Annotated in this window: 26 protein-coding genes; 11 read left to right on the plus strand and 15 right to left on the minus strand. The window is 37.9% G+C overall.

What is annotated here, in order from left to right; all coding sequences use genetic code 11:
- Window positions 1-499: 499 nt before the first annotated feature.
- The 5 genes from ACED20_RS00785 to ACED20_RS00805 form a co-directional block, all read right to left on the minus strand.
- Window positions 500-853 carry a VOC family protein gene (locus tag ACED20_RS00785; protein WP_294332915.1) on the minus strand — a complete coding sequence of 118 codons (354 nt, stop codon included), beginning with the start codon at window positions 851-853 and terminating at the stop codon, window positions 500-502.
- 286 nt (window positions 854-1,139) lie between these two features.
- Entirely contained in the window at window positions 1,140-1,466 is a 327-nt protein-coding gene (locus ACED20_RS00790) for a Crp/Fnr family transcriptional regulator (RefSeq protein WP_294332913.1), read from the minus strand.
- Between the two features lie 55 nt (window positions 1,467-1,521).
- The gene (locus ACED20_RS00795; protein WP_294332912.1) at window positions 1,522-2,364 is read right to left on the minus strand and encodes an aspartyl protease family protein; all 843 of its coding nucleotides are present in this window, start codon (window positions 2,362-2,364) and stop codon (window positions 1,522-1,524) included.
- Window positions 2,365-2,428: 64 nt separating this feature from the next.
- Window positions 2,429-2,575, minus strand: a complete 147-nt coding sequence (locus ACED20_RS00800) for a hypothetical protein (protein ID WP_378103270.1) — start codon at window positions 2,573-2,575, stop codon at window positions 2,429-2,431.
- A gap of 113 nt (window positions 2,576-2,688) precedes the next feature.
- Window positions 2,689-3,759 (minus strand): serine hydrolase, encoded by a 1,071-nt coding sequence (locus tag ACED20_RS00805; protein WP_294332908.1) that lies wholly within the window; start codon window positions 3,757-3,759, stop codon window positions 2,689-2,691.
- 299 nt (window positions 3,760-4,058) lie between these two features.
- Between ACED20_RS00805 and ACED20_RS00810 the strand changes: the two genes are divergently transcribed.
- Entirely contained in the window at window positions 4,059-4,736 is a 678-nt protein-coding gene (locus tag ACED20_RS00810; RefSeq protein ID WP_294332906.1) for a type 1 glutamine amidotransferase domain-containing protein, read from the plus strand.
- 279 nt (window positions 4,737-5,015) lie between these two features.
- On the opposite strand, the gene ACED20_RS00815 is transcribed toward ACED20_RS00810, so the two are convergent.
- The 3 genes from ACED20_RS00815 to ACED20_RS00825 all read right to left on the minus strand — a co-directional run bounded on the left by ACED20_RS00815 (window position 5,016) and on the right by ACED20_RS00825 (window position 8,724).
- On the minus strand, window positions 5,016-5,381 hold the full coding sequence (locus tag ACED20_RS00815; RefSeq protein WP_294332904.1) for a response regulator transcription factor: 366 nt from the start codon (window positions 5,379-5,381) through the stop codon (window positions 5,016-5,018).
- A gap of 83 nt (window positions 5,382-5,464) precedes the next feature.
- Window positions 5,465-8,191 carry a PAS domain-containing protein gene (locus tag ACED20_RS00820; protein WP_294332902.1) on the minus strand — a complete coding sequence of 909 codons (2,727 nt, stop codon included), beginning with the start codon at window positions 8,189-8,191 and terminating at the stop codon, window positions 5,465-5,467.
- Window positions 8,192-8,361: 170 nt separating this feature from the next.
- On the minus strand, window positions 8,362-8,724 hold the full coding sequence (locus ACED20_RS00825; RefSeq protein ID WP_294332900.1) for a response regulator: 363 nt from the start codon (window positions 8,722-8,724) through the stop codon (window positions 8,362-8,364).
- 541 nt (window positions 8,725-9,265) lie between these two features.
- Between ACED20_RS00825 and ACED20_RS00830 the strand changes: the two genes are divergently transcribed.
- Window positions 9,266-9,685 carry an RNA polymerase sigma factor gene (locus tag ACED20_RS00830; RefSeq protein ID WP_294332898.1) on the plus strand — a complete coding sequence of 140 codons (420 nt, stop codon included), beginning with the start codon at window positions 9,266-9,268 and terminating at the stop codon, window positions 9,683-9,685.
- A 493-nt stretch (window positions 9,686-10,178) separates the two neighbouring features.
- Here the strand turns inward: ACED20_RS00830 and ACED20_RS00835 are convergent, their stop codons facing one another.
- From ACED20_RS00835 to ACED20_RS00860, 6 genes are all read right to left on the minus strand, one after another.
- Complete coding sequence (locus tag ACED20_RS00835; RefSeq protein ID WP_294332896.1) at window positions 10,179-10,661, minus strand: DUF6265 family protein; 483 nt, start codon at window positions 10,659-10,661, stop codon at window positions 10,179-10,181.
- Window positions 10,662-10,773: 112 nt separating this feature from the next.
- Entirely contained in the window at window positions 10,774-11,586 is an 813-nt protein-coding gene (locus ACED20_RS00840) for an AraC family transcriptional regulator (RefSeq protein WP_294332894.1), read from the minus strand.
- A 691-nt stretch (window positions 11,587-12,277) separates the two neighbouring features.
- The gene (locus tag ACED20_RS00845; protein WP_294332893.1) at window positions 12,278-13,174 is read right to left on the minus strand and encodes an NmrA family NAD(P)-binding protein; all 897 of its coding nucleotides are present in this window, start codon (window positions 13,172-13,174) and stop codon (window positions 12,278-12,280) included.
- A gap of 14 nt (window positions 13,175-13,188) precedes the next feature.
- Window positions 13,189-14,118, minus strand: coding sequence for an alpha/beta hydrolase (locus ACED20_RS00850; protein ID WP_294332892.1), 930 nt, complete (start codon window positions 14,116-14,118; stop codon window positions 13,189-13,191).
- A gap of 70 nt (window positions 14,119-14,188) precedes the next feature.
- Window positions 14,189-14,752 (minus strand): Crp/Fnr family transcriptional regulator, encoded by a 564-nt coding sequence (locus ACED20_RS00855; RefSeq protein WP_294332890.1) that lies wholly within the window; start codon window positions 14,750-14,752, stop codon window positions 14,189-14,191.
- 289 nt (window positions 14,753-15,041) lie between these two features.
- Entirely contained in the window at window positions 15,042-15,482 is a 441-nt protein-coding gene (locus ACED20_RS00860; protein ID WP_294332888.1) for an AraC family transcriptional regulator, read from the minus strand.
- Window positions 15,483-15,782: 300 nt separating this feature from the next.
- Between ACED20_RS00860 and ACED20_RS00865 the strand changes: the two genes are divergently transcribed.
- The 3 genes from ACED20_RS00865 to ACED20_RS00875 are packed head-to-tail and all read left to right on the plus strand — an operon-like array spanning window position 15,783 to window position 17,296.
- Window positions 15,783-16,646 (plus strand): AraC family transcriptional regulator, encoded by an 864-nt coding sequence (locus ACED20_RS00865; RefSeq protein WP_294332886.1) that lies wholly within the window; start codon window positions 15,783-15,785, stop codon window positions 16,644-16,646.
- A gap of 15 nt (window positions 16,647-16,661) precedes the next feature.
- Window positions 16,662-16,814, plus strand: a complete 153-nt coding sequence (locus ACED20_RS00870; RefSeq protein ID WP_288446128.1) for an NAD-dependent epimerase/dehydratase family protein — start codon at window positions 16,662-16,664, stop codon at window positions 16,812-16,814.
- A complete protein-coding gene (locus ACED20_RS00875; protein WP_288446126.1) occupies window positions 16,808-17,296 on the plus strand; it encodes an NAD(P)H-binding protein in 489 nt (162 codons plus the stop codon). The genes ACED20_RS00870 and ACED20_RS00875 overlap by 7 nt, the downstream gene beginning before the upstream one ends.
- A 271-nt stretch (window positions 17,297-17,567) precedes the next feature.
- Here the strand turns inward: ACED20_RS00875 and ACED20_RS00880 are convergent, their stop codons facing one another.
- Window positions 17,568-17,750, minus strand: a complete 183-nt coding sequence (locus tag ACED20_RS00880; protein WP_353938894.1) for a hypothetical protein — start codon at window positions 17,748-17,750, stop codon at window positions 17,568-17,570.
- Window positions 17,751-18,160: 410 nt separating this feature from the next.
- On the opposite strand from ACED20_RS00880, the gene ACED20_RS00885 reads away from it, so the two are divergent.
- The 6 genes from ACED20_RS00885 to ACED20_RS00910 all read left to right on the plus strand — a co-directional run bounded on the left by ACED20_RS00885 (window position 18,161) and on the right by ACED20_RS00910 (window position 21,271).
- Window positions 18,161-18,346: a hypothetical protein gene (locus ACED20_RS00885; protein WP_288446125.1), complete on the plus strand. Its 186-nt coding sequence runs from the start codon at window positions 18,161-18,163 to the stop codon at window positions 18,344-18,346.
- Window positions 18,309-18,614 (plus strand): nuclear transport factor 2 family protein, encoded by a 306-nt coding sequence (locus ACED20_RS00890; protein ID WP_294332884.1) that lies wholly within the window; start codon window positions 18,309-18,311, stop codon window positions 18,612-18,614. The genes ACED20_RS00885 and ACED20_RS00890 overlap by 38 nt, the downstream gene beginning before the upstream one ends.
- Window positions 18,615-18,618: 4 nt before the next feature.
- On the plus strand, window positions 18,619-19,005 hold the full coding sequence (locus tag ACED20_RS00895) for a nuclear transport factor 2 family protein (RefSeq protein WP_288446122.1): 387 nt from the start codon (window positions 18,619-18,621) through the stop codon (window positions 19,003-19,005).
- Between the two features lie 77 nt (window positions 19,006-19,082).
- Window positions 19,083-20,153, plus strand: a complete 1,071-nt coding sequence (locus ACED20_RS00900; protein ID WP_288446121.1) for an NADH:flavin oxidoreductase/NADH oxidase — start codon at window positions 19,083-19,085, stop codon at window positions 20,151-20,153.
- Window positions 20,154-20,214: 61 nt separating this feature from the next.
- A complete protein-coding gene (locus tag ACED20_RS00905; RefSeq protein ID WP_288446120.1) occupies window positions 20,215-20,493 on the plus strand; it encodes a putative quinol monooxygenase in 279 nt (92 codons plus the stop codon).
- A 34-nt stretch (window positions 20,494-20,527) separates the two neighbouring features.
- The gene (locus tag ACED20_RS00910; protein WP_288446118.1) at window positions 20,528-21,271 is read left to right on the plus strand and encodes an SDR family oxidoreductase; all 744 of its coding nucleotides are present in this window, start codon (window positions 20,528-20,530) and stop codon (window positions 21,269-21,271) included.
- The last annotated feature ends 29 nt before the right edge of the window (window positions 21,272-21,300 follow it).

Below are 21,300 nucleotides of genomic sequence, written 5' to 3' on the forward strand. Positions count from 1 at the left end.
TAACAATCTGCCCAAGGAATCCCAGTATGAACTTGTTATGGCAGAAGGTAAATTGATCAATGAAATTTTTAAAAATGAACTAAAGTTTGTGTTGTATGAGGTATCATCTTTTTCAGTAGAGATTGTCTTTAATAGGACCAACAATAAGATTGCAAGTCTGAGTGTATTTCAGAACAAAGGTATTCAAGGTAAGTAATTCATATATTTACTTATATCAAAGGTTGTAACAAATTCAATGATTCATTTGATCTTCTACATTACATTTGGAAAGTTTATAATATTTTCCATTCAAAGCGTTACGTGAGATCTGATCACACCAAACTGGACAGGATCGTATTCTCTCCTGATGGTTTCAATTTGCGTTGAGTAATGATCATCCAGAAATAGGGTTACTTGCCTTCTTATTTGTTTCATTTTTCTATCAGCTTGGAATTTTGCAGCGTTGCTATTGGTCTTTTTTCTGAACAAAAGTTTCGGACGATCATGCATCAGATAGGATCTATATTAATGACTGTCCAAAAGTAATAAGATTGTGATCAGGGTCAAGTAAAGAAAACTCTTTTTGTCCCCAGTGTTGTTGTTTCAGATGACCTGACGGATGAATGTTAATATTTTTTTTAAGAAAAGCATCATAAATCGCATCTATGTTTGAACACCGGATATAGATCTGACCGTAATTTTCACTCGGTAGAAGTTCACTGAATTCAAAAAAGTGGATTTCCATAGTATCTTTCACCATCATCAGGTATGCTTCAAAATCATTTTGGGTGGCTTTGAATCCTAACAGGCTGTAATATTTTCTGGTCATTTCCTTATTTCGTATCGGTAGTTTTGGAATGATTGCTGTCATCATATTTTTTCTTCAAAAATGATGATAATACTCTGAAGCCACACTTGATCGAAATCAAAAAGAGACATTCGCTCTTATTCTGCTTATGGTTTCCGGTCTTATTTTGAGATAGGATGCGATCATCGAGAGTGAAAATGTCTGAATCAGCTGAGGTCTTGTTTTAAGGATATAATTGTACTTCTCAGTCGGAGTCATATTTTCGTCATAGAAACTCAGTTTTGGATTTGAGATAAGAAGCTTGTTGAACTGTAGAAATCTATTGGAAATAGCAATAAGTTTGTGAAGACTTTCAAGGGGTCAGCTCAATCACTTCGGAACTTTCAAAGGCCTTGATCGTAGTTTTTGCAGGTTTCTGATTGACGAGGCTTTCCGGATTGACGACCCATTCATTCTCCAGATGAAGGTCTGTGATAATGTGCTCTTCACGAATAGGATTGTAGTAAGATTGGTAAAATGAGCCTTTAACAATGAAAAATATGGATTTCGAAACATCACCTTCTTTGCATAGAACCGCATTTTTATCTAAATATCTTTTAAAGATATTTTTATTGAATAACTGTATTTCATCATCAGAAAAATCTGCAAATTCTGCCAGCATGGTTGGGTAATTTAACATGACCAAATATATAAAAGATTTCAAATCTTTCAGTAGCTCATTACGTCAGACGCTCTTAATCAGCAATAAATATTTTCTTCTTGGCAATATCAATGGTCAGAATATGACCCAGCCAGTCAATGCTGGTTTTCCCTTCATAGATCAGTCCGTCAATAAAGGCGGCATCTAAGTTTTCCACTTTTCGTAGTTTATTTATTGTATTTATTTTTGACAGTTTTCCGATATAATAATTATTTTCTTTCTTGAAATCGCTTTTAATAGGAACTGCTTTAAAATCTGCTTTGTTCAATTTCAAAGGTTCCATCAATTTTGAACTGAACCAAAATGAATTTTTTCCGGCACCACTGTCCAATAAGGTTTGAATCTTTAAATGGTCATTTAATTCGACATACGTAAAAATATCGATGGCTTTCCCTGCATAATCTGCTATCTGGATATCAATGCTTTTTTCACCTTTTGTAGATCGGTCGAAAAGGATTTTTTTTTGGTTATAGTCAATCGTGATAGGTAGATTTCTGAAGGGCTGCAATGAGATCATCCCGTCAATGTCTCCAAATTCCAGATCCACAATCGTGTATTGCTGATTACTGAATTCTTTATTGTTGATTTCCATACTTTTGGCGTTATAGAGGTCTACGTTCAATTCTTCACCGGTTGCTCTGTGCCCGACAAAAAAATTGTTGGTCTTTTCATTTTTAATTTTATTTGAAAATTTAGTGAAAATAGCATTCAGACCCGCTCCGGTATCAAGAATGAATTTTCCTTCTACACCATTGATCTTTGCTTTGATGATAATGTGTCCGTTATTATTGAGTTCAAATGGGATCTGTGCATTTGTTTTTAAGGAAAATACTAAAAATATAAGAAAAATGCTTGTTGTGAATATTGATCCTTTCATTATTAAATTTTATGGTTGTGATAAACTGCAAGATACAACTTTGGCAGTCTTTTATCTTTTTATACTAATATCTTTTTGGAAAGTCATACTTCTGGTCTTTCAGTATTGCTGTAATGGCATCTGATATTTCAAAAACTTTCCCGTTATAATTATTGTCTAACAGAATAATGGTAAATTCATCTTCAATATCTGAAACTAAAATGGCTTCCATAGTTTCCGGCTCTTCCATCGTGTAAATGCGATGTTAACTTTTCATTTTTATATTTTGCCTGTCCTAATACTGAAAGTAAGAGAATCGTGAAAATTGAAATTAGTTTTTAAATTTTATTTGTCCTTCAGAGTTTCCAGACTTAGTTTGGCAATATCTTTAACAAGTTGAGTAGGGGAGTTGCAGTCACAGTTACTGAATCCCACTACATAAATGTCCTCACTTGGAATATAAACCGCCATCGATTTGAATCCGAAAATACTTCCGCCATGTTCACGAGTCGGGATTCCATTAATATTTTTCAAATGCCAGCCGTAACCGTATTCTATTTCCTGACCATTATTCAATTTGTATTTGGTAAAAGCTTTTGTCTCTTCTTTCGAACTTAATAATAGGTTTTGATGTAAGGCATTCTGCCACTTCAACATATCGTCCAAAGTGGACATTAGTGAACCTGAAGAAAAAGGAATACTGAAATTGATCACTGTTTTGTTGACGTAACCTGAACTTTTTTTATGGTATCCAAAGGCTCTGTTTTTAATGATCTTCCTGTCACTGGCGTAAAAAGAATTATTCATTCCGACTTTATCAAATATATTTTTCTGGATAAAATCTTCATATGTTTCGCCGGATGTCAGTTCAATGATATAACCGAGAAGTACATATCCTGAATTATTATACTCAAATTTTTCTCCCGGAGCGAAATCCACCGGCTCATTTTTGAAGAAATCAACCATCTGTTCCGGCGTCATTTCCTTTTGAGCAATGTCTTGCAAGGCTTTCATTTTTGTAAAATCCTTAATACCTGAAGTATGCGTCAGAAGTCGGTGAATGGTAATATTATTTCCGTTGGGATAAGAGGGTATATATTTTGAAACTGGATCGGTAATTTTTAATTTACCCTGTTCCTCCAACATCAGAATAGCAATTGCCGTAAACTGTTTGGTCATCGATCCAATCTGAAAGACACTGTTTGTATTTAACTTAGCATCCAATTCAAGATTGGCCATTCCGAAAGCTTTTCTATAGATCGGTTTCCCTTTGTGTGAGATAAGGAAAGCGCCACCGGGTCCATTATTATCTTTGAATTCAGATTGAATCAGACTGTCAATTGTACGATCCAGATTTTGTGCATTCGATGTAATCGAAAAGAGACTGATAAAACAAAATAAAAATAATCTTTGCATAGTGGTGTAATTTTATACAAAGATATATTTATTTATTAATACTATGTAATGCAAAGTAATATAAAATAAATATTTAATGTTATTTTATTTCTTACTTTATTTTACCTACTGGAAGAATATCTTATTATAGCGCTAAAGTTAGCAAAGCAAAACAAAACCTTTGTTTATGATAAGCATAAGTTAGAATTGATTGGCATAATATTAATGTGATTTGGATCACATAGAAATAGTGATATGGATCCTTTTCTTAGGGGGATAATACTTATCAAATTTGTAATTATAAATTAAAGAAATTTAAAATGAGCAAAAAAGTTTTATTCGTGCTTACGAGTCACGATGAATTAGGAAATACAGGTTTAAAGACAGGATTCTGGACCGAAGAATTGGCGGCTCCTTATTATGCATTGTCTGATAAAGGTGTTGAAGTTACATTGGCATCTCCTAAAGGAGGTCAACCACCAATTGATCCGAAAAGTGAAGATCCATCATCTCAGACTGATGCTACACGCAGAATGGATAGTGATGAGGTTTTAAAGGAAAAATTAAAAAACACCCACAAATTATCCGAAGTCAAAAGTGAAGACTTTGATGCAGTATTTTATCCCGGAGGACATGGTCCTTTGTGGGATCTGGCTGAAGATCAAATTTCACAGCAGCTTATTGTTGATTTTTACACCAATGAAAAACCGGTAGCATTCGTTTGCCACGCACCTGGCGTTTTGAAGGATGTAAAAATAAACGGTGACTATCTGGTAAAGGACAAAAATGTTACCGGATTTACCAATACCGAAGAAGACGCAGTACAGCTAACTGATGTTGTTCCTTTTTTAGTAGAGGACATGTTGAGAAAGAACGGTGGAGTATATAGTAAGACAGAAGACTGGGCTCCGTATGCTGTAGTTGACGGAAGATTGGTAACAGGGCAAAACCCGGCCTCTTCTGAAAAGGTGGCTGAGGAGTTATTGAAGCTCATTTAAGATATTATTTATTTAACAACTACAACTAAGAAATGGTCTCTTTTAAACAGCAAAAAATAAGTGATTGATTTCTGTGGAACTACTCAGAACGTACCAACACAATCATTATAAAAATAATGTAAAAGTTTGAAGAATCAAAAATAAACGATTATTATCATTTCTTTAGTCTGTCATTTTTTTCAAAATAAAAGAGCATCACTTTTTTGTCGATGCTCTTCAATTTTTATTTGTAAAATTTACTTATATAACTTTTCAAATGGTTTCCTATTTTGATATTATTTACTGCTTAGAATCAATAACACCTTGTATTCTTTGTAAAAGATTATCAATATCAAATGGTTTTGAGATCATTTCATCCGGTTCGCAAAAATCTTTTAGATGCTGAAGGTTGGTATGGGCACTCATGATCATCACCGGAACATCCTGGTTCTTGCTGTCATTTTTGATTTGATGGCAAAGGTCTATTCCCGAACCATCAGGAAGATTCACGTCGAATAGATACAGATCGTGGATTACTTCAACATCTCTTTCTTTAAATTCAGCTACTGAGATAAAAGAATGCACCTCAAAATCCTCAAGGCTTAAAAATACTTCCAAAACCTCTCTAATGGCCTGATCGTCTTCTACTAAATAAATCTTTCTCATATTATGTTTAAGCAATAATGAAACCAAGGCATGGTCACTATTGCAATCTTTAACTTTAAATACTTAAATAACCCAAATTTTAACTATAATGGCAAAGTGAACCAGAATTTGCTGCCTGCTCCCAAGGTGCTTTCAACACCGATCTTTCCCCCGTGGTTTTTAATGATGTCTGCGCTGATGTAAAGTCCCAATCCAAGGCCTGAAAATTTCTGTCCTTTATAATCTGTCCTGTAATAACGGTCGAAGAGATGCGCCAGTTTCTGCTCAGGAATTCCCGGGCCGTTATCCTCGACGCTGACCCTGATCTCTTCATTATTTATTTTGCAGGCATTGACCACAATATCGGAGTCGGGCGCATATTTGATAGCATTGGTGATGAAATTGACCATCACCTGTCCTACCTGCTGGTTGTCCGCCTCTACGACCTGATTGATGTCTCCCTCAAAAATGATCTTCCGGTCAGTGGTCTGTGCCAGATTAGAACAGCAATCATCAAAGAGTTCGGAGATGGAAAATGAACTTTTCTCAATTTTAAGCTGACCCTGTTCTATCCTGCTGGTGTCCAAAAGGTCATTGATGAGTCTGGAGAGTTTATCAAGACTTTTGACGGCCTGGTCCAAAAGCCTGTTTCTGGTTTCAGCAGATAATCTATCATTGGATCTCTGAAGCAATTGCAAAGAAGCTTTAAGCGATGTTACCGGCGTTTTGAGTTCGTGGCTGGCAATGCTGATAAAATCATCTTTACCCTGAGCGATCATCCTTCGTGTCGTGACATCCATAAAGGTACCGATGCCGCCGGAGAGATTTCCCTCACTATCAAATAGTGGTGCCGCATTGATGGAGATATAAAAGCGTTCCCTGTCAGGGGGCTGGACACCGATCTCATGGTCAAACACAGGCTTGCCTGTCTTCATCATGATAGACATTGGGTGCTCTTCCGAAGGCAATGGCGTGCCGTCCAATCTCAGGTTTTGCCATTGCGGATCATCAAATGTCCTGTCCTTTATCTTACTTTCGGTAAGACCCAGAATCTGCTGTGCCATGGGATTGGCATACACCAATTGTCCTTTGGCATCGGTCACCCCAACTCCTTCGGCCATTGTTTGGAGGATACTGTGCAGACGTTGTTCATTGCTTCGGATCGTTTCCTCCAGTTCACTTTTCTCCAAAATGATGCGGTCTCTTTCCTGGATTGCCGTGACCTGTGGTGTTACCTCCATCGCCATATCGATAACACCGGTTATTTTACCATTCTCCCGATAAGGAGTGTAAGTGAAATTAAAAAAACCTTTCTCTATACTGCTCCTGCGGTTAAGTAGTACAGGATTGGAATAATCGGCGTGAGGAATCCCTTTTTCGTAGGTTTCGACAAGCATATCTGCAGCTTTCTGACCTTTCAGTTCAGGAAGCTCTTCAAACAGGGGTTTGCCTATTATAGATTCATCTTTTCCAATAAGTTCAAGCATCGAGGTATTTATCATCGACACGATGAAGTCTTCGCCGGTAACCAGCATCATCGCTACAGGAGCCTGTGAAATAAGATTTGAAAAGCTTGTGTCACTTTCCGAAAGCTTTGTGTTCAGTTCAAGTATCGTCTCGTTGAGGTCATTCAATTCCTTATTTCTGACTTCCAGGAACTTGTTCGAACTGTCAAGGTCTTTTATGCTGTCCTGAAAGTCTTTGTTGTCAAAAATAAGATCATAGTTTTCTTTTTTAAGCTGATCATTGAGCAGGTATATTTTATGATTGGCCTGATCAAGCTGTTCATTGGTTGCTGTATATTCCTCATTAAGGGCCTCCAGCTGTTCGTTGTTGCTCTGTATCTCTTCATTAAGAGCTGTAAGCTCTTCATTATATTCCTGTAATTTTAGCTCACTGGCCTTAAGTGCTTTTTTGGAAGTCACTTCTTCTGTGACATCGAGAACCGTCACCATAATGGCATCCATCTTACCGAAGGGATCAAGGAGCGGATCAAAATTGATGTCTATATATTTTTGTTCAATTTGATCGCCATAACGAGAATCTAATGCGATGCCTTGCATAGATACAGATTCTGCAGAACGATAGACCAGATCAAGCTGGTCTGAGAATACCTGGCCGCTCAATAGCGGAAAAACTTCCAGCAAAGGGTTTCCAATCACTATATCTTCAGATTTGCCCCAAATGGAGATCATCTCGGGATTTGCGGTCTCAATAATCATATTGCTCCCTTTGAGCAAGGCCAATCCAATAGGGGTGGTTCTAACAACTTCCTGCATTCTGATCTCTGCAGCGGCAAGTTTCTCATAGGTTTTGGTCAGATGCTCGTTGGTGTCATTCAACTCTTCATTGGTTGCCATATATTCTTCGTTGGCGGCAGCCAGTTCCTCATTGATCTGCTGTTCACGCTCTTCTTTTTCACGGACAAGGTTCCAGGCTTTAACCCTCTCGGTAACATCGGCCGCAGTGTGAAGGATGCAATAGACTTCACCTTTGTTATTCCTGATGGGCTTATAGGTAAAATCAAAATAAGAGGTCAATAATTCGCCATCGATGAGCAATGTAGCGGGCGTGTCAAGTGCCTGGTAGATCTCTCCCGTATCCCAAACATTTTTTAGGAGTACAGTAAAAGGCTGGCCTTTCATTTCAGGGAGGGCATCTTCAAATCTTTTGCCTCTCACGGTCTCATCCTTTCCCCAGATCTGGAGCATCGCATCATTGGCAAATTGGATGATAAGATCATTCCCGGTGTAAATGGCCGTAGCATCATTGGATTGTTTGAGGATCTCAAATATTGCCTCAGTGCCCAGGGCAGAAAAATAATTGATCATAATGAGATGGTAATTAATATAGGGAACATCCATTTAAATAACATCATCTTTTCGAAGGCAGAAAGTCAATGCTATGGTATTAAAAAGATGAATAGGGTATTTGTTTTATTTTAAGCTCTTATTGTATATCAATAGACAATTGATCTGATCTTGTCTGATGTGTTGGTATATTAACCAAGATGTTTGGCGATCAATGTTTCCAGCTCGCCCAGATCGAAGGGTTTTCTTACGTAATCATCAGCACCGGAATCTTTTTTAAGAGAAATGATCTGGCTGCTGGCACTTACCAATAGTACGGGTATGTTATTGAACTCGTTCTTTGTCCTGAGTAATTGTATGGCGGCAACCCCTCCGATATCGGGGATATGGTTGTCCATCAATACCAGATCGGGAACAAAGTCTAACACACGGTCAATAATGTCGTGTGAGGTCTCTGAGATCTCGATCTCATAACCTGTCTCGACAAGTACGATCTGAAGAACTTCCAAGGTGGCCTGATCGTCGTCGAAAATTAAGATTCTTTTTTTTGCCATCTAAGGTCACACATTCAATAAATTATAAATTTTCTAAATAAAAAATAAATAAATACACCATCTTAAGGCTACTTATTTAATTTATTAAAAACATATACAAATATAAATGTTTTTTTAACAAATTGATGTGAGGAGAAATGGGTGAGATAAAGAAGTGATCCCTTAAATGAGCCTATCTAACGTTTCTGTCGAACCTGTTCTGTCTTAAACATTTCTTTGTGGAGCCAAGATATTTCTCTTTATAAAGTTCGTACATTTTGAAAATGACAATGTCTTATACAGATTCCGCAGCAAGTCATAAAGATTCAGTAAAGCTTTGGACAAGCACTGTAGTAAAGGCTTCACAATTATTAGCATACAATTTGTATTACGAAAATCATCTAATAGATATTTAGTAAAAAAGTAAGAAGGAAACTGAATTATTTATAATATAGGTGAGAAATTTTGTTTTGGGGCATTTATAATCTTTTACTCTTATTTTATCCATTTTATTAACTATTCTTTAGCTGAATAATTTCTGGACCATAAATAAGATTAAAAAATGCCCGATGACCCAAAAATAGATAATGATCAATATCACAAAGGATTGTGTGAAATGATCAGAAGGAATGATCCTGCCGCCTTTGAATATCTTTATTCTGAATATTGCTGTTTATTGTTTGGTCTTGCCTTGCGGGTGACCTCTTCTAAGGAATATGCCGAAGAGATCGTGCAGGATGCGTTTGTAATGGCCTGGAGATCCATCGGTCGGAAAGAACAAAATATTTCAATGAAAACCTGGATGATAAAAAATCTAATGGTGGCGATAAGGAGCTTTCTAACTTCAAAAAATATCCTTTATCAAATGAAAACCGATTGTTTTCCTGATCTCAATTTTGAACTCTTAAATGAAACTCAAATTTCCCAGTCCTATATCGCAGCAGATAACACCATAAATCCAAAAGCTTATGATAGAGAATAACCTTGGATGGGCTTTCATTTTCTAAGCCTTATTTCGTGCCAGTCTCCAAAAGCAGATGCCTTGAATCAAGCTCTTCTGGATAAAGAGCGGACCGCTTTAAGAATTCTTCTGGATAAGAACGGCTCTGAAACAAAAAAGCAGGATTGCCTTGTAAAAAACAATTATCTATATGCATTGAAAGCAATCGATACACAGAAATGTTGTGTTCAACAAATTATAGCAGATCTTGGAAGTCTGAAAGACGATGGCAGCAAGTGCTTATCAATCAGCTCCCGCAGGATAAAATGAAGGGAGTCCACAATGAACTGATTGTCCTTGCACTTCAAAAAAAAATCCCTTTATAAAAAAGTTTAAGAGCAGGAAGGTTTGCTAAGTGAAGCAATGAAAAAATTTGATGATGCTAACGGATTATAAATGGTCATTAAGAAATAATAATCTCTGACTTATTGTTGCAAAATAATCAAACCCATTTTAAAATTGATATACTATCTCACTATTTTTCCAACCGGATACGATGCATAGGAAAATACCGATGTTCTTCTTTATCGTTTCTCTTCCCTGAAATCTCTGCCATCAAAGAATCTTTACCAATCTTTGTATAGGAAATAACCTGTGGAAAATCATGCTCTTTATTTTCGAAGACCAGCAATGTATTAGATGTTGTTCTTTCATTAAAACGGATAGGAGTGCCACTATTTTGATCTTTTACAGCAGGAATATAGGATAACCGCCCATCGTCCTGGACCAGGCGTATAGTCTCAAATATAATGGTATCGTTATTTTTGAGCTTATAACTTTTACCGGTCAGCTCATTTTCGCCGGTTTTCCTCCAGGTCTCATATATATTTCCTTTAGAGGTGTCCTGCTCCCAAGTGCCGACCAGCCATTCGATCCTGCTGATGTCGTTGTTTCTTTTTATAGTGCAGGCGCAAATTACCAGTAGGGTAGCAGCAAAACAAATATTTATTTTTTTCATCTTTTTGATTTACTAAGTTGAATGATAGTTATTATTAAATGTCACAGATCAACCGATTAAAATACAAAGTTGCAGGATTCAGAAAACAAAAAATTGTAAAAATGCGACAAGGTCAGTCTGCAATGAAAAGAGAGGTCATTTTCAAATGCCCGCCATAGAAATCTTTAGGGGTCATGCCTACCAGATCTCTGAAATCTTTTATGAAATGGGACTGATCATAGAAGTCGTTACCATACGCCAGTGATGTCAGATTTTTTTCGTCTCCACTCAGCATTATTTTAAGTGCTACCTGGAGGCGGATGATCTTTGAAAGTTGTTTGGGACTTAGACCAATGGCTAAGGAGAATTTTCTTTCCAGTTGTCTGCGGTGTATCTTGGTCTGTTTTGATATTTCCTCTACACTTAGCTGCCCATTACCCGTCATAATGGTCTCAACAGTCGTTCTCACGATGTGGTCAATGGTCTCTAAACGGGTCAGTTTTTTCAGTAAAAATGTTTCGATCAGGTTGATCCTTTCCTTCACGGAAGTGGTTTCCAATATCTTTTCCTCAATATTACGCCCCTCACTTCCGAACACTTTTTCCAAAGCAACAGCCGTGTTTTCCATTTCCTTTATCGAGATGTTGGCAAACGGGAGAAATCCGTTGGGATGGAAACGAACAGAAAAGATGCCCGTTGTTCCGGTGGGTTCTATTTCAAGCGGCCGGGTAAGCTGCCCGATGACAAAGCATCTTGGTTGAATAATGCTCTTTCCATCGCTAAGATACTGGCGGTACAGGTCGCCGTAATGAAAGATCATTTCCATGCAACCATCAGGTATGATGGTTTGCTTTTCGGCTTTCTGCAAACTTGAATCTTCCAGTGTCCAGTAGCATTTGATCACCATCGATAAGTCTGAGCCAGGTTCAAATGTCTGATAATTCATTGAGATTAATTTTTAGTAAAAATAGAGCGTTTTTCTGTAAATCAAACTCAAAAAATCTTATTTCCGATCCAATAAATTAAGTATCTTATGTCTTAAAATTTCCTTATCCTGTAAAAACCCAAAAAAATGTCGTGTGTAATCTCCTGCCTGCACGAGTTTTCTTGCTATTTCACAAGGATTTGTAAATTTGCTTGATGATAAAGGAGCAGAGTACGAGAATTCTTTTTTTTCGCATTCTCATTTGTCCCTGAATGACGTCTTAAGGAATGGCGATGTTTCCTACAGCTGTCTTACAGTCTTCACCAGTTGAATTGTCTATAACTAGAGAAAGTCTCCGAAGTAAACTTCCCCGTCATCATTTAGGACTGCTAATAGTTCAGAATATTTAATATTAAGTGCTTAAAAGTTTATTCTTCATGGTATTTCACAAATATACAAACACTTAGAATTAGCTCAACCTCTTTTAAGCCTGCAGATGATAAATAATCTGACATCTATGATATCATATTTTATTTATATTGCACTCTGATGTTGGACAGCTTTATTAGTAATGGTCTGCATAGTGGTGAATGATCCATTGTAAATTTAAAAGGTAGATCATTGTTATCTTGGTGTATAGATGAAAACATTTAACCATCTGTCCCAGGTCGTTGATCTTCGGACAGATGGAAGGATCAATTATGAGTAATTATTACTGTAAAAATGTTTTTAAATAATCGATACCTGTTGTCCATACAATACTTTCATAACGATCATTTGCCAGATCATTGTGCTGTGTGGTAAACATTGAGTACATATATTGACCTTGTTGAAATTTTGCGTACAATTCATTTTCACCTGTCGGATCATCTGCTCTTTGTTTCTTGATGTATTCCGCAAAATTCTCTAATGTTGCAAGTTGATGTAATTTGAATTCCTGTCCGGTAATCCGTCTCACATCTTCAAAGATCATATTCGGACTCACCTGAAAACTGGCAATCTGAAGATCTCTTGGTGCGGAATCGTCCAAAGCAACTTCTGCCGTGAAGGATGCCGTATTATCCATTGTTGTGAAATCCAATTTCCAATCTGCTTTGTCTCCCCAATAACCAATACTTTTTTCCTTCAAATTAAGAATCGGCGTGTTGTACTTCAAAATATCTGCAAAACAACCATTAAAAATAGATGTAGCTTGGATAGACGATTGATCAATGTACTTTTTAAAAGTTCTTCTTAAATCGAAATTTCTGTTTTCACCTTCCTTCAAATCATTGTAATCAGTACAGAAATCGGAAGGGATAAATCTTGGGACACCTGCTTTTATAGCGCCGTCTAAAATCTTTTTCTGAAGATCGATAATAACATCTCCTAATCCTGCGACTGCGGAAATGACACAGTCGGCATTGGCGCATTCCGCAGATATGGCATTCACATCATTTAAATCAATGATCGAAACTTCAGCACCCAATTCTTTAAGAATTTCTATTTTATCTGTATCAGTTGATTCACGGATAATAGCTTTGACTGTAGCGCCACGTTTTACTAATTCTCTGCAAATTCTGTTTCCTAAATTGCCTGTTGCGCCTGCAACTAAAATTGTTTTTTCCATAAATATTTATTTTTTTACGATGCTATAAAGGGTAGTACGACATCAAGCACTTCCTGTGGTTTTTCTTCAAATAAATAATGTCCGCTGTCCATGATCCCAACGACCTTAAGGTCAGTAGCCACAAAAGGCAATCCGTAATTCATATAATTGTAGCTGATGTAGCTTCCAATTCCTAAAACCGGCATCGTCAATTGTGGATAATGTTTGGAATCCTCAATGTCCTGCTGAAAAGTCTGATACCACGCATTGGATGATCGTATGCTTTCTTTATCGTTGTAAGCTGCTGCATAAACCGCTCTTTCAAGTTCAGTCATTTTGTTTTCATCGATCATCACATATTTAAAAAGCCATTCCTGCAAGAGGTGGAATCGACCTTCCAACAATTGCTCGGGCAAACCTTTTACCTGATTAAATCCCATCCACCAGGCATAAGGCATATTGCCGTCCATTTTTTCATTAAAAGTTCCGGGAGACGGTATGAGTGGCATTTGGTACATGCCTTCACTTGGATGTGAGCCGTCAAGAACGATCAGTTTTTCCGTGGATTCAGGGAAGTTAAAAGCAAAACTCATCGCTACCATTCCGCCAATATCATGTCCCATCAAACTAACTTTCTCAAGACCTAACTGTAACACAAGCTGATGAATATCGGTAGCCATTGTCTTTTTATCATAACCCGATTCAGGTTTTTCCGAAGTTCCCATACCTCTCAGTTCAATTATAATGACGCGGTATTCTTTTGACAATTGCATCGCAACGGGTTGTAATGAATACCAGGTCTGTGGCCATCCTGGAAGACAGATCAATGGTTTACCAGTTCCACCTTCAACATAGTGTAGTTTGATACTATTGACGGTAATATATTTATTTTCAAAGCCCGGGAGATTCTTGATCAATTCAGTATCAGAATACTTGTCTGCAATAACATTTGAATTTTTGTTCATATCAATTTTAATTTGATACAAAGATAAATTGTCTTTTTGCCGGCAAAACTACCATCTGGTAGTAAATGATTTATTTGATATTTTTTCGTATTCGGCTCAAAGCATTGGGCGTGATGCCTAAGACGCATGCCAATTGTTTGACAGGAATTTTCTGCAGAATCTCTGGTGTATTAGCAAATTCCAGATACCGTTCTTCTGCGGTAAGTGTCTGAAAATTCAGAATCTGGTCGATCATTCTCACCGTCGTTTCCTCCCAAATTTTCCTGCCGAACTCATGCCAAACAGGGACGTGACCATAAAGAAAGTCCATATCTTTCTTATCGATGACAACCAGTTCTGAATCTTCTACAGCGATGATGTTGAACCTGGTTGGTTTTTGCGGATTAAGGCTTGAGATTTCTGTGAAAAACTCATTTTTAAAAACGACCCAGGTTGTATTTTCACTGGTCGGGCCTTCATAAAAGAAACGCAGACCGCCGGAAATAATAAAAAAATACTGATTGGCAATCTGCCCTTTTTTCAGAACTAATTTTCCTTTCGGAACCGACTTTTTTCTGCATCTCGATAGTACGATTTTCAATTCGGTTTCATCAATACTAATGGTTTTTTTTATAAATTTTTCGAAGTTTTCCATTAAAAAGTTACAAATTTTATTCTTTTTTAAAACTGTGCTTTTAACATATTTCAAAGAAATCTAAACAATGAATCTGACTCAATTAAAAGCTTAGCTAAGATACAACATGCCACCAAAAAAAGAAGTTGAAATTTTCTATGTATTAAGATCAGATGATACAATCAGGTAGAAGATAGAAAAAGTCGAAGTTTCCTCCAATATGCAATCACAGATTTTTAATTGGAGTCGCGGGAAAAACCATATGGCATCTCCCCAGTTCATATCTGTATTTTATCGATGTCAAACCTTTTTAATGAAAGGAATTTCTAAACTCTAAAGGAGACATATCGGTCTTTATTTTGAAAAGCTTGCTCAAAGATTGCGCATGTTCAAAACCCAATTCATAAGCGATCTCGCTGACAGTCAATTCCGTATTCGTTAATCTTTCTTTTGCTTTTTCAATGAGCTTTTCGTGGATATATTGTTTTGTGTTTTTACCAATAAGTGAGCGCAGCAAATCACTGAGATAACCTGGTGAAATATGCAATTGGTCAGACAGATATTGTACGGTGGGGACACCCAAATGTAGCGTTTTCCAATTAAGGTAATCATCCAAAATACTTTCTGTTTTCTCAAGAATGTCATTGTTGGCGACTTTTCGGGTAATGAATTGGCGCTTGTAAATCCGATTCACATAGCTAAGCATCAATTCGATCTGGGCAATGATCAACTCTTGACTGAATTCATCCACCTCTTTATTCAGCTCTTACTAAAGGTTATTATAAAATAAATTGAGATTCTAATATAATATCTAAATCCGGGTCAATATCCGGATTTCTTGTGTCCTGCAATAAATTCTTTTCAGAAATTAAGCTTGATGAATTTTTGATAATGTATTTGTGAACCTTTTAAATAAAATAAATGGACTTATTAGAAAAGTACTATGAACGGCAATTTCATACATTTGTTGATTATCTTAGATAGTTAATTAGGTAAATTTATTATTTTAATGGGTATATTTTAGTTATAAATATTATTGAATTTAGAAGGTATGAAAAAAATAGTTAAAGTGCCAACCTCATTAATTAGCGGACCTGCATCACAAAGCGCACTGATGCTTGATGGTGGTGTTGTCATAGAGCAATGTATACATAGTATGGAGGCGAAAGGTACGATGTATCTTGAGGAACATCTGCTGCTTATCGTACTTGATGGTACTGTAACATTAACCTATGGAAAACAGGAATATGTCGTAGGGAAGAATGAGATGATCCTGCTTAAAAAAGCGATGGCGGTAAAATATGATAAGGTCGGTAACCCGGATAATGACAATATCTACGACAGCCTGATGTTCAGCATCAAGGATGAGCTTTTGAAGTCTTTTCTGGCAACTTCCGATATTAAGATCCCAAAGATCGAAGGTGAGATCAAAACAGGTGTCTACCCAATGAATGAATGCCTTGTTGCTTTCGCCTATTCCTTGAAACCTTATTTTTTTGACCATTCGACCGTACATCCAGGCCAGTTGCGACTAAAAATAATGGAACTCTTGTATGATGTTGCGGATGGAAACCGCAATATGTTTCTGCAAATTCTACAGCTGCACGAGCCTGTGCGGGCAGATATCCGTCATGTGGTGGAGCAACATTATGCATCTCCAGTATCACTATCAGAACTTGCCTATCTTTCTGGCAGAAGTTTATCCAGCTTCAAAAGGGATTTTCAGGGCATCTACAACATGACGCCGGCACTATGGATAAGAGAAAAAAGGCTTGAAAAAGCCAAAGAAATATTGGAAACGACCAATATGGCAGTCGCTGACATATGCTACTCGCTGGGTTTTGAGAATGTATCCCATTTTTCAAGAATTTTTAAAGAACATTATGGACAGCCACCTAGTGTGTTCCGCAATTAAAAAAAATTTGATATTATGAAAGTATTGATAATCGGTTCCAACGGACGTGTGGGATCTTCCCTCTTAAAAAAACTGGCAGATAAGAATTATCAGGTGCTTGCGGGATCACGAAGGACAGACCTGGATTCTGAACAAGCCAATGTTACACAGGTCTATATTGATTGTTAAGCGATGTAGAAACAATTTCCGCAAGTATCAAGGGTGCTGATGCCGTTTATTTTGTTTCAGGTTCCCGAGGCAAAAACCTCCTGCAGATTGATCTGCATGGAGCGGTCAAAACCATGCAGGCTGCTGAGATGGCGGGTATAAAAAGATATATTATGCTGAGTTCGGTATTTGCACTGCAACCTGAACACTGGAATGACCCAGCCCTGGTAAACCTTACAGACTATAATATTGCCAAGCACTATGCCGACTTATACCTGTCTACCCAAACCGCACTTGATTACACCATCTTACAGCCGGGGCCATTAAGGGATGAGCCAGGTACGGGTAAAATTACGTTAAAGGTCAGTAAACCTGCCCCAAATTCAATAAGAAATGTGGTTGATACCTTAATTGCCGTTCTTGAAAATAGCTCGACTATTGGAAAAGTGTTGATGATGCAGGATGGAGACACGCCAATTTCGGAAGTATTACACGACTTATAATTTTATTTCCACTAACAAACCTTGTATCATCTATCCACTCCCTAGATGAGGGTGCTCTCAAAGCCATTACCAGTTCGACTGATGTCATGGCCACAGTTCCGGTGCCATGTATTATCTGTTGTTCTTGTGTAGTTTTATATTTTTTTTGATTCAATATTATCAACGGTAATCATACAGCATATTTTTAGAATTTACCTATCTTTACGTGAGAATCTCATTCAGCTTTAAAAGGATTTTCAAGGTATCTGCAACATGACTCCGGCAGTATAAATCAAGCGATCAAAGTTACTGACCTTCTCAAAAAAATCTTTGTATTATTTTCCTTGCTGAGATCTACAGCATATCCTTTAACCTCACCTCGTATTTCGGTAAGAGCACGATCAATTTCGGCTTGGTTTCTTGATAGAATTATGACGGTTGCACCTTTCTTCGCAACAGCTTTTGCTGCAGCCAGTCCAAGAGACCTGAACCTCCACCCGGATAATTACTTTTTACACTGTTCAAAGAATAGTATAAAGAACTTTATAGTTAAAGTCTTTGAACTAATTAGAAAAACACCACCTGTGGTATCACTGTAATTTTGTTTAGGAATTATTTGGACCGATGTTAGTAAAGGCAGGAGTGACTTTTAAACTACTAATATTGTTAGCGCAATAAATGCCAAACGGCTCCACTTTGAACCGGAGCCGTCGGCTTTTATTCCCGAGACGGAATTACTTTTTAACACTCATCAACTTTTTAGACGCATTAAGACCTGGCTAGAATGCTTTAAAATAGATATAGGATATTAAAAAGGACTTTATAGTCAAAATATTTGAACCATTTAGAAAAATACATATAGATCTAACGCTATAATTTTGTCCTATGAAAACAACAATTACCCTACTTGCGGGAATATTTCTATTAATGATGAATTCCTGCAATAATAGTAACGAAACAAAAATTAAAAACAATCAAGTTATGCAAAGTACAGAAGAACAAAAAAAAGGAATTCTTCATGGAATTGACCTTTATGTTGAAGGTGGACGCAAAGGAGATCAAAACGGCTAAAGAAGCATTTGCGCAAACAGCGACCATGTCGTGGAATGAGAATGGTGAATTGAAAAGTGTTCCCATCCAGGCCCTTTATGATCTTTTTGATACAAGCGGACCGTCAGAAGCAAGCTATGAACTGACAGCTTTAAATGTTGAGGAAGATGCAGCCATTGCAAGGATCGAGTCGCAATTTGGACCTACAAAGTTCGCTGATATGTTCACGCTTGTCAAAACAGGCGACCAATGGAAGATCATCAGCAAAATTTATCACGTTAAAAAATAAAATTATGTCAATCAATAAAAATATCAATACCGTTCAGGATTATCAGGACGTTTTAGCAGTTGTGGAAGGTTATGTTCAAGGTTTAAAAACCGGGAATGTGGAACAGCTGCGAAAAACTTTTTACAAAGATGCCGTAATGTACGGTCACCTGGGAGAAGAATTGTCTCAAGGAAGTATAGAGAATCTATATACCTACGTAGAAAAATTCGGTGCGGCCCCTAACATAGTAACGCATCTTACGGTTCTGCACAAAACGCCCACCACAGCAACTGTACGTGTGGAAATGGAGCACGATGCAGCAGATGAGGACTTTACTGATTATCATTCCCTTATCAAGATCAACGGTGAGTGGAAGGTGGTGGCCAAACTCTTCCATCTTTACGAAAAGTAATATATCATCCAAACCAAGCGCAATATCGGCGGGTTTTAAAGCCTTTCATATTGCGTTTTTATTTAAAAAAATATTTTATGTCTAAATTATTCAGTCCGATGACTGTAAAATCAGTCACATTCAGAAATAGAATTTTTACCTCTCCAATGTGCATGTATGCTTCAGTAGAGGGATTTGCCAGCGATTGGCATCTGGTACATTACGGATCGAGGGCTATGGGTGGTGCAGGAGCGGTGATGTTGGAGGCTACCGCTGTTTTGGCCAATGGAAGGATCGGTGTGGGAGATCTGGGTATCTGGAAGGACGAACATATTGGATCATTGGCTAAAGTTGCCGAATTTATAAAAAGCAATGGAAGTATTCCTGCCATTCAGCTAGCACATTCCGGTCGTAAGGGAAGCAACTGGGTCTCCGGCAGAGACAGCAGGCATCTGATGCCTGAAGATACCGATGGATGGGAAGTGATCGCGCCATCCCCAATTCCTTTTTCTGCAGAAATGCAGAAACCAAAGGAGATGACGCTGGAAGATATTGAATTTTTTAAAAAGGCATTTGCTGAAGCGGCACGCAGAGCCCTGGAGGCTGGATTTGAATTGATAGAGATCCATAGTGCACATGGTTATCTGCTTAACGAATTCTTGTCGCCCATCACCAATAAAAGAACTGACGTGTACGGGGGAAGTCTTGAAAACCGTTCGAAACTTTTGTTTGAGGTCATCGATACAGTTAAGCAGGGATGGCCTGCCGATCTACCTATTGCAGTCCGCATCTCTGCCACCGATTGGATGGAAGAGGGTTGGACAAGCGAAGATTCTGTCTGGTTGAGTGATAAACTGGCAGAAGCCGGAATTGACCTTGTCGATGTATCGACGGGAGGTACTGTTCCTGATGCAAAGATCCCAGTAGGAGCAGGATACCAGCTACCTTTGGCGAGCGCGATCAAAAGGGTAGTGGGGGACAGGTTGCTTGTGGGAACTGTGGGAATGATCACCAGCGCTCAGCAGGCAGAGACCATTTTGGTCAATGGCGATGCCGACTTTGTATCGATCGCAAGGGAATTTTTAAGAAACCCGTATTTCCCATTGCATGCTGCAAAGGAACTGCGTTCAGATATTCCGTTCCCTAAACATTACGAACTTGCTTTTTAATTAAGCGTCCATTTGGTAAAGAGCGTATTTATCTGATTCAATGTAAACATCAAAATTTATTATGAGCATTTTTTTAACGGCAATCGTAAAAGTAAAGCCAGAATACCTAACCGAGATGAAGTCAATGCTGGAGCAGTTGCCTGCCTCTTCAAGACAAGAGACAGCCTGCGTACAGTATGATGTGCATCAAAGCATAGAGGATGAAAACGTTTTTGTCCTCAACGAGGAATGGGAAAGTCAAGAAGGCCTGGACCTTCATAATGAACAACCATATTCAAAGGCTTTCTTTGCATCATTTGATAAATTACAGGAAAAGCCTGTCATCTATCTTTCAAAGTAACTCATTATAATAAAAAGTAAAATCAATAGATAATATGAAAAAATTAACGGATGCTGTGACCATTATCACAGGAGCATCATCAGGCATCGGGGCAGCAACAGCTTTGAAACTAGCCAATGCGGGAAGTAAGATCCTACTGGTATCCAGGGCTGATGACAAAATAGAGAAAGTTAAACAGGAGATCGAACGTGCAGGAGGACAGGCTGAAATTTTTGTGGCTGATGTAACAGATCTGGAACAGATGAAGGCAATGGTCGAATTTGCCATTGACAAGTATGGAAGGATCGACAACCTGGTCAATAATGCTGGCCTAATGCTTTTCTCACAATGGAAAGATGTGGCGATCGACGAGTGGAACAAAATGATCGACACGAACATTAAGGGCTATCTAAATGCGATCGCAGCTGTCCTTCCGAAATTGTTGGATCAGAGATCCGGTCATATTCTCAATATGGGTTCAGTAGCGGGAATCAATATAGATGTAGGTGCCGGAATCTATCACGGAACAAAGTTTTTTGTGCGTGCTATCACTGAAAGCTTACGAAAAGAAGTTTCCGTACACAATGGTATCAAGATAAGCCTGATCAGTCCAGGTGTCATCAACACAGGCTGGGCTGATAAAGTGACCAACAAGGAAGGAGCGGAGATCGCTGCCGAACTAAATAAGCAAGCCATAGAATCGGAGGATATTGCCAACGCGGTCTTATTTGCATTTAGCCAGCCAGACAATGTCAATGTCAACGATATTGTGGTCAGTCCAACTTCACAGGACTGGTAAACCATCTTTTCTGAAAGAAATTATTCATT

The sequence above is a fragment of the Chryseobacterium sp. sg2396 genome, from assembly GCF_042610505.1.
Lineage (GTDB): Bacteria > Bacteroidota > Bacteroidia > Flavobacteriales > Weeksellaceae > Chryseobacterium.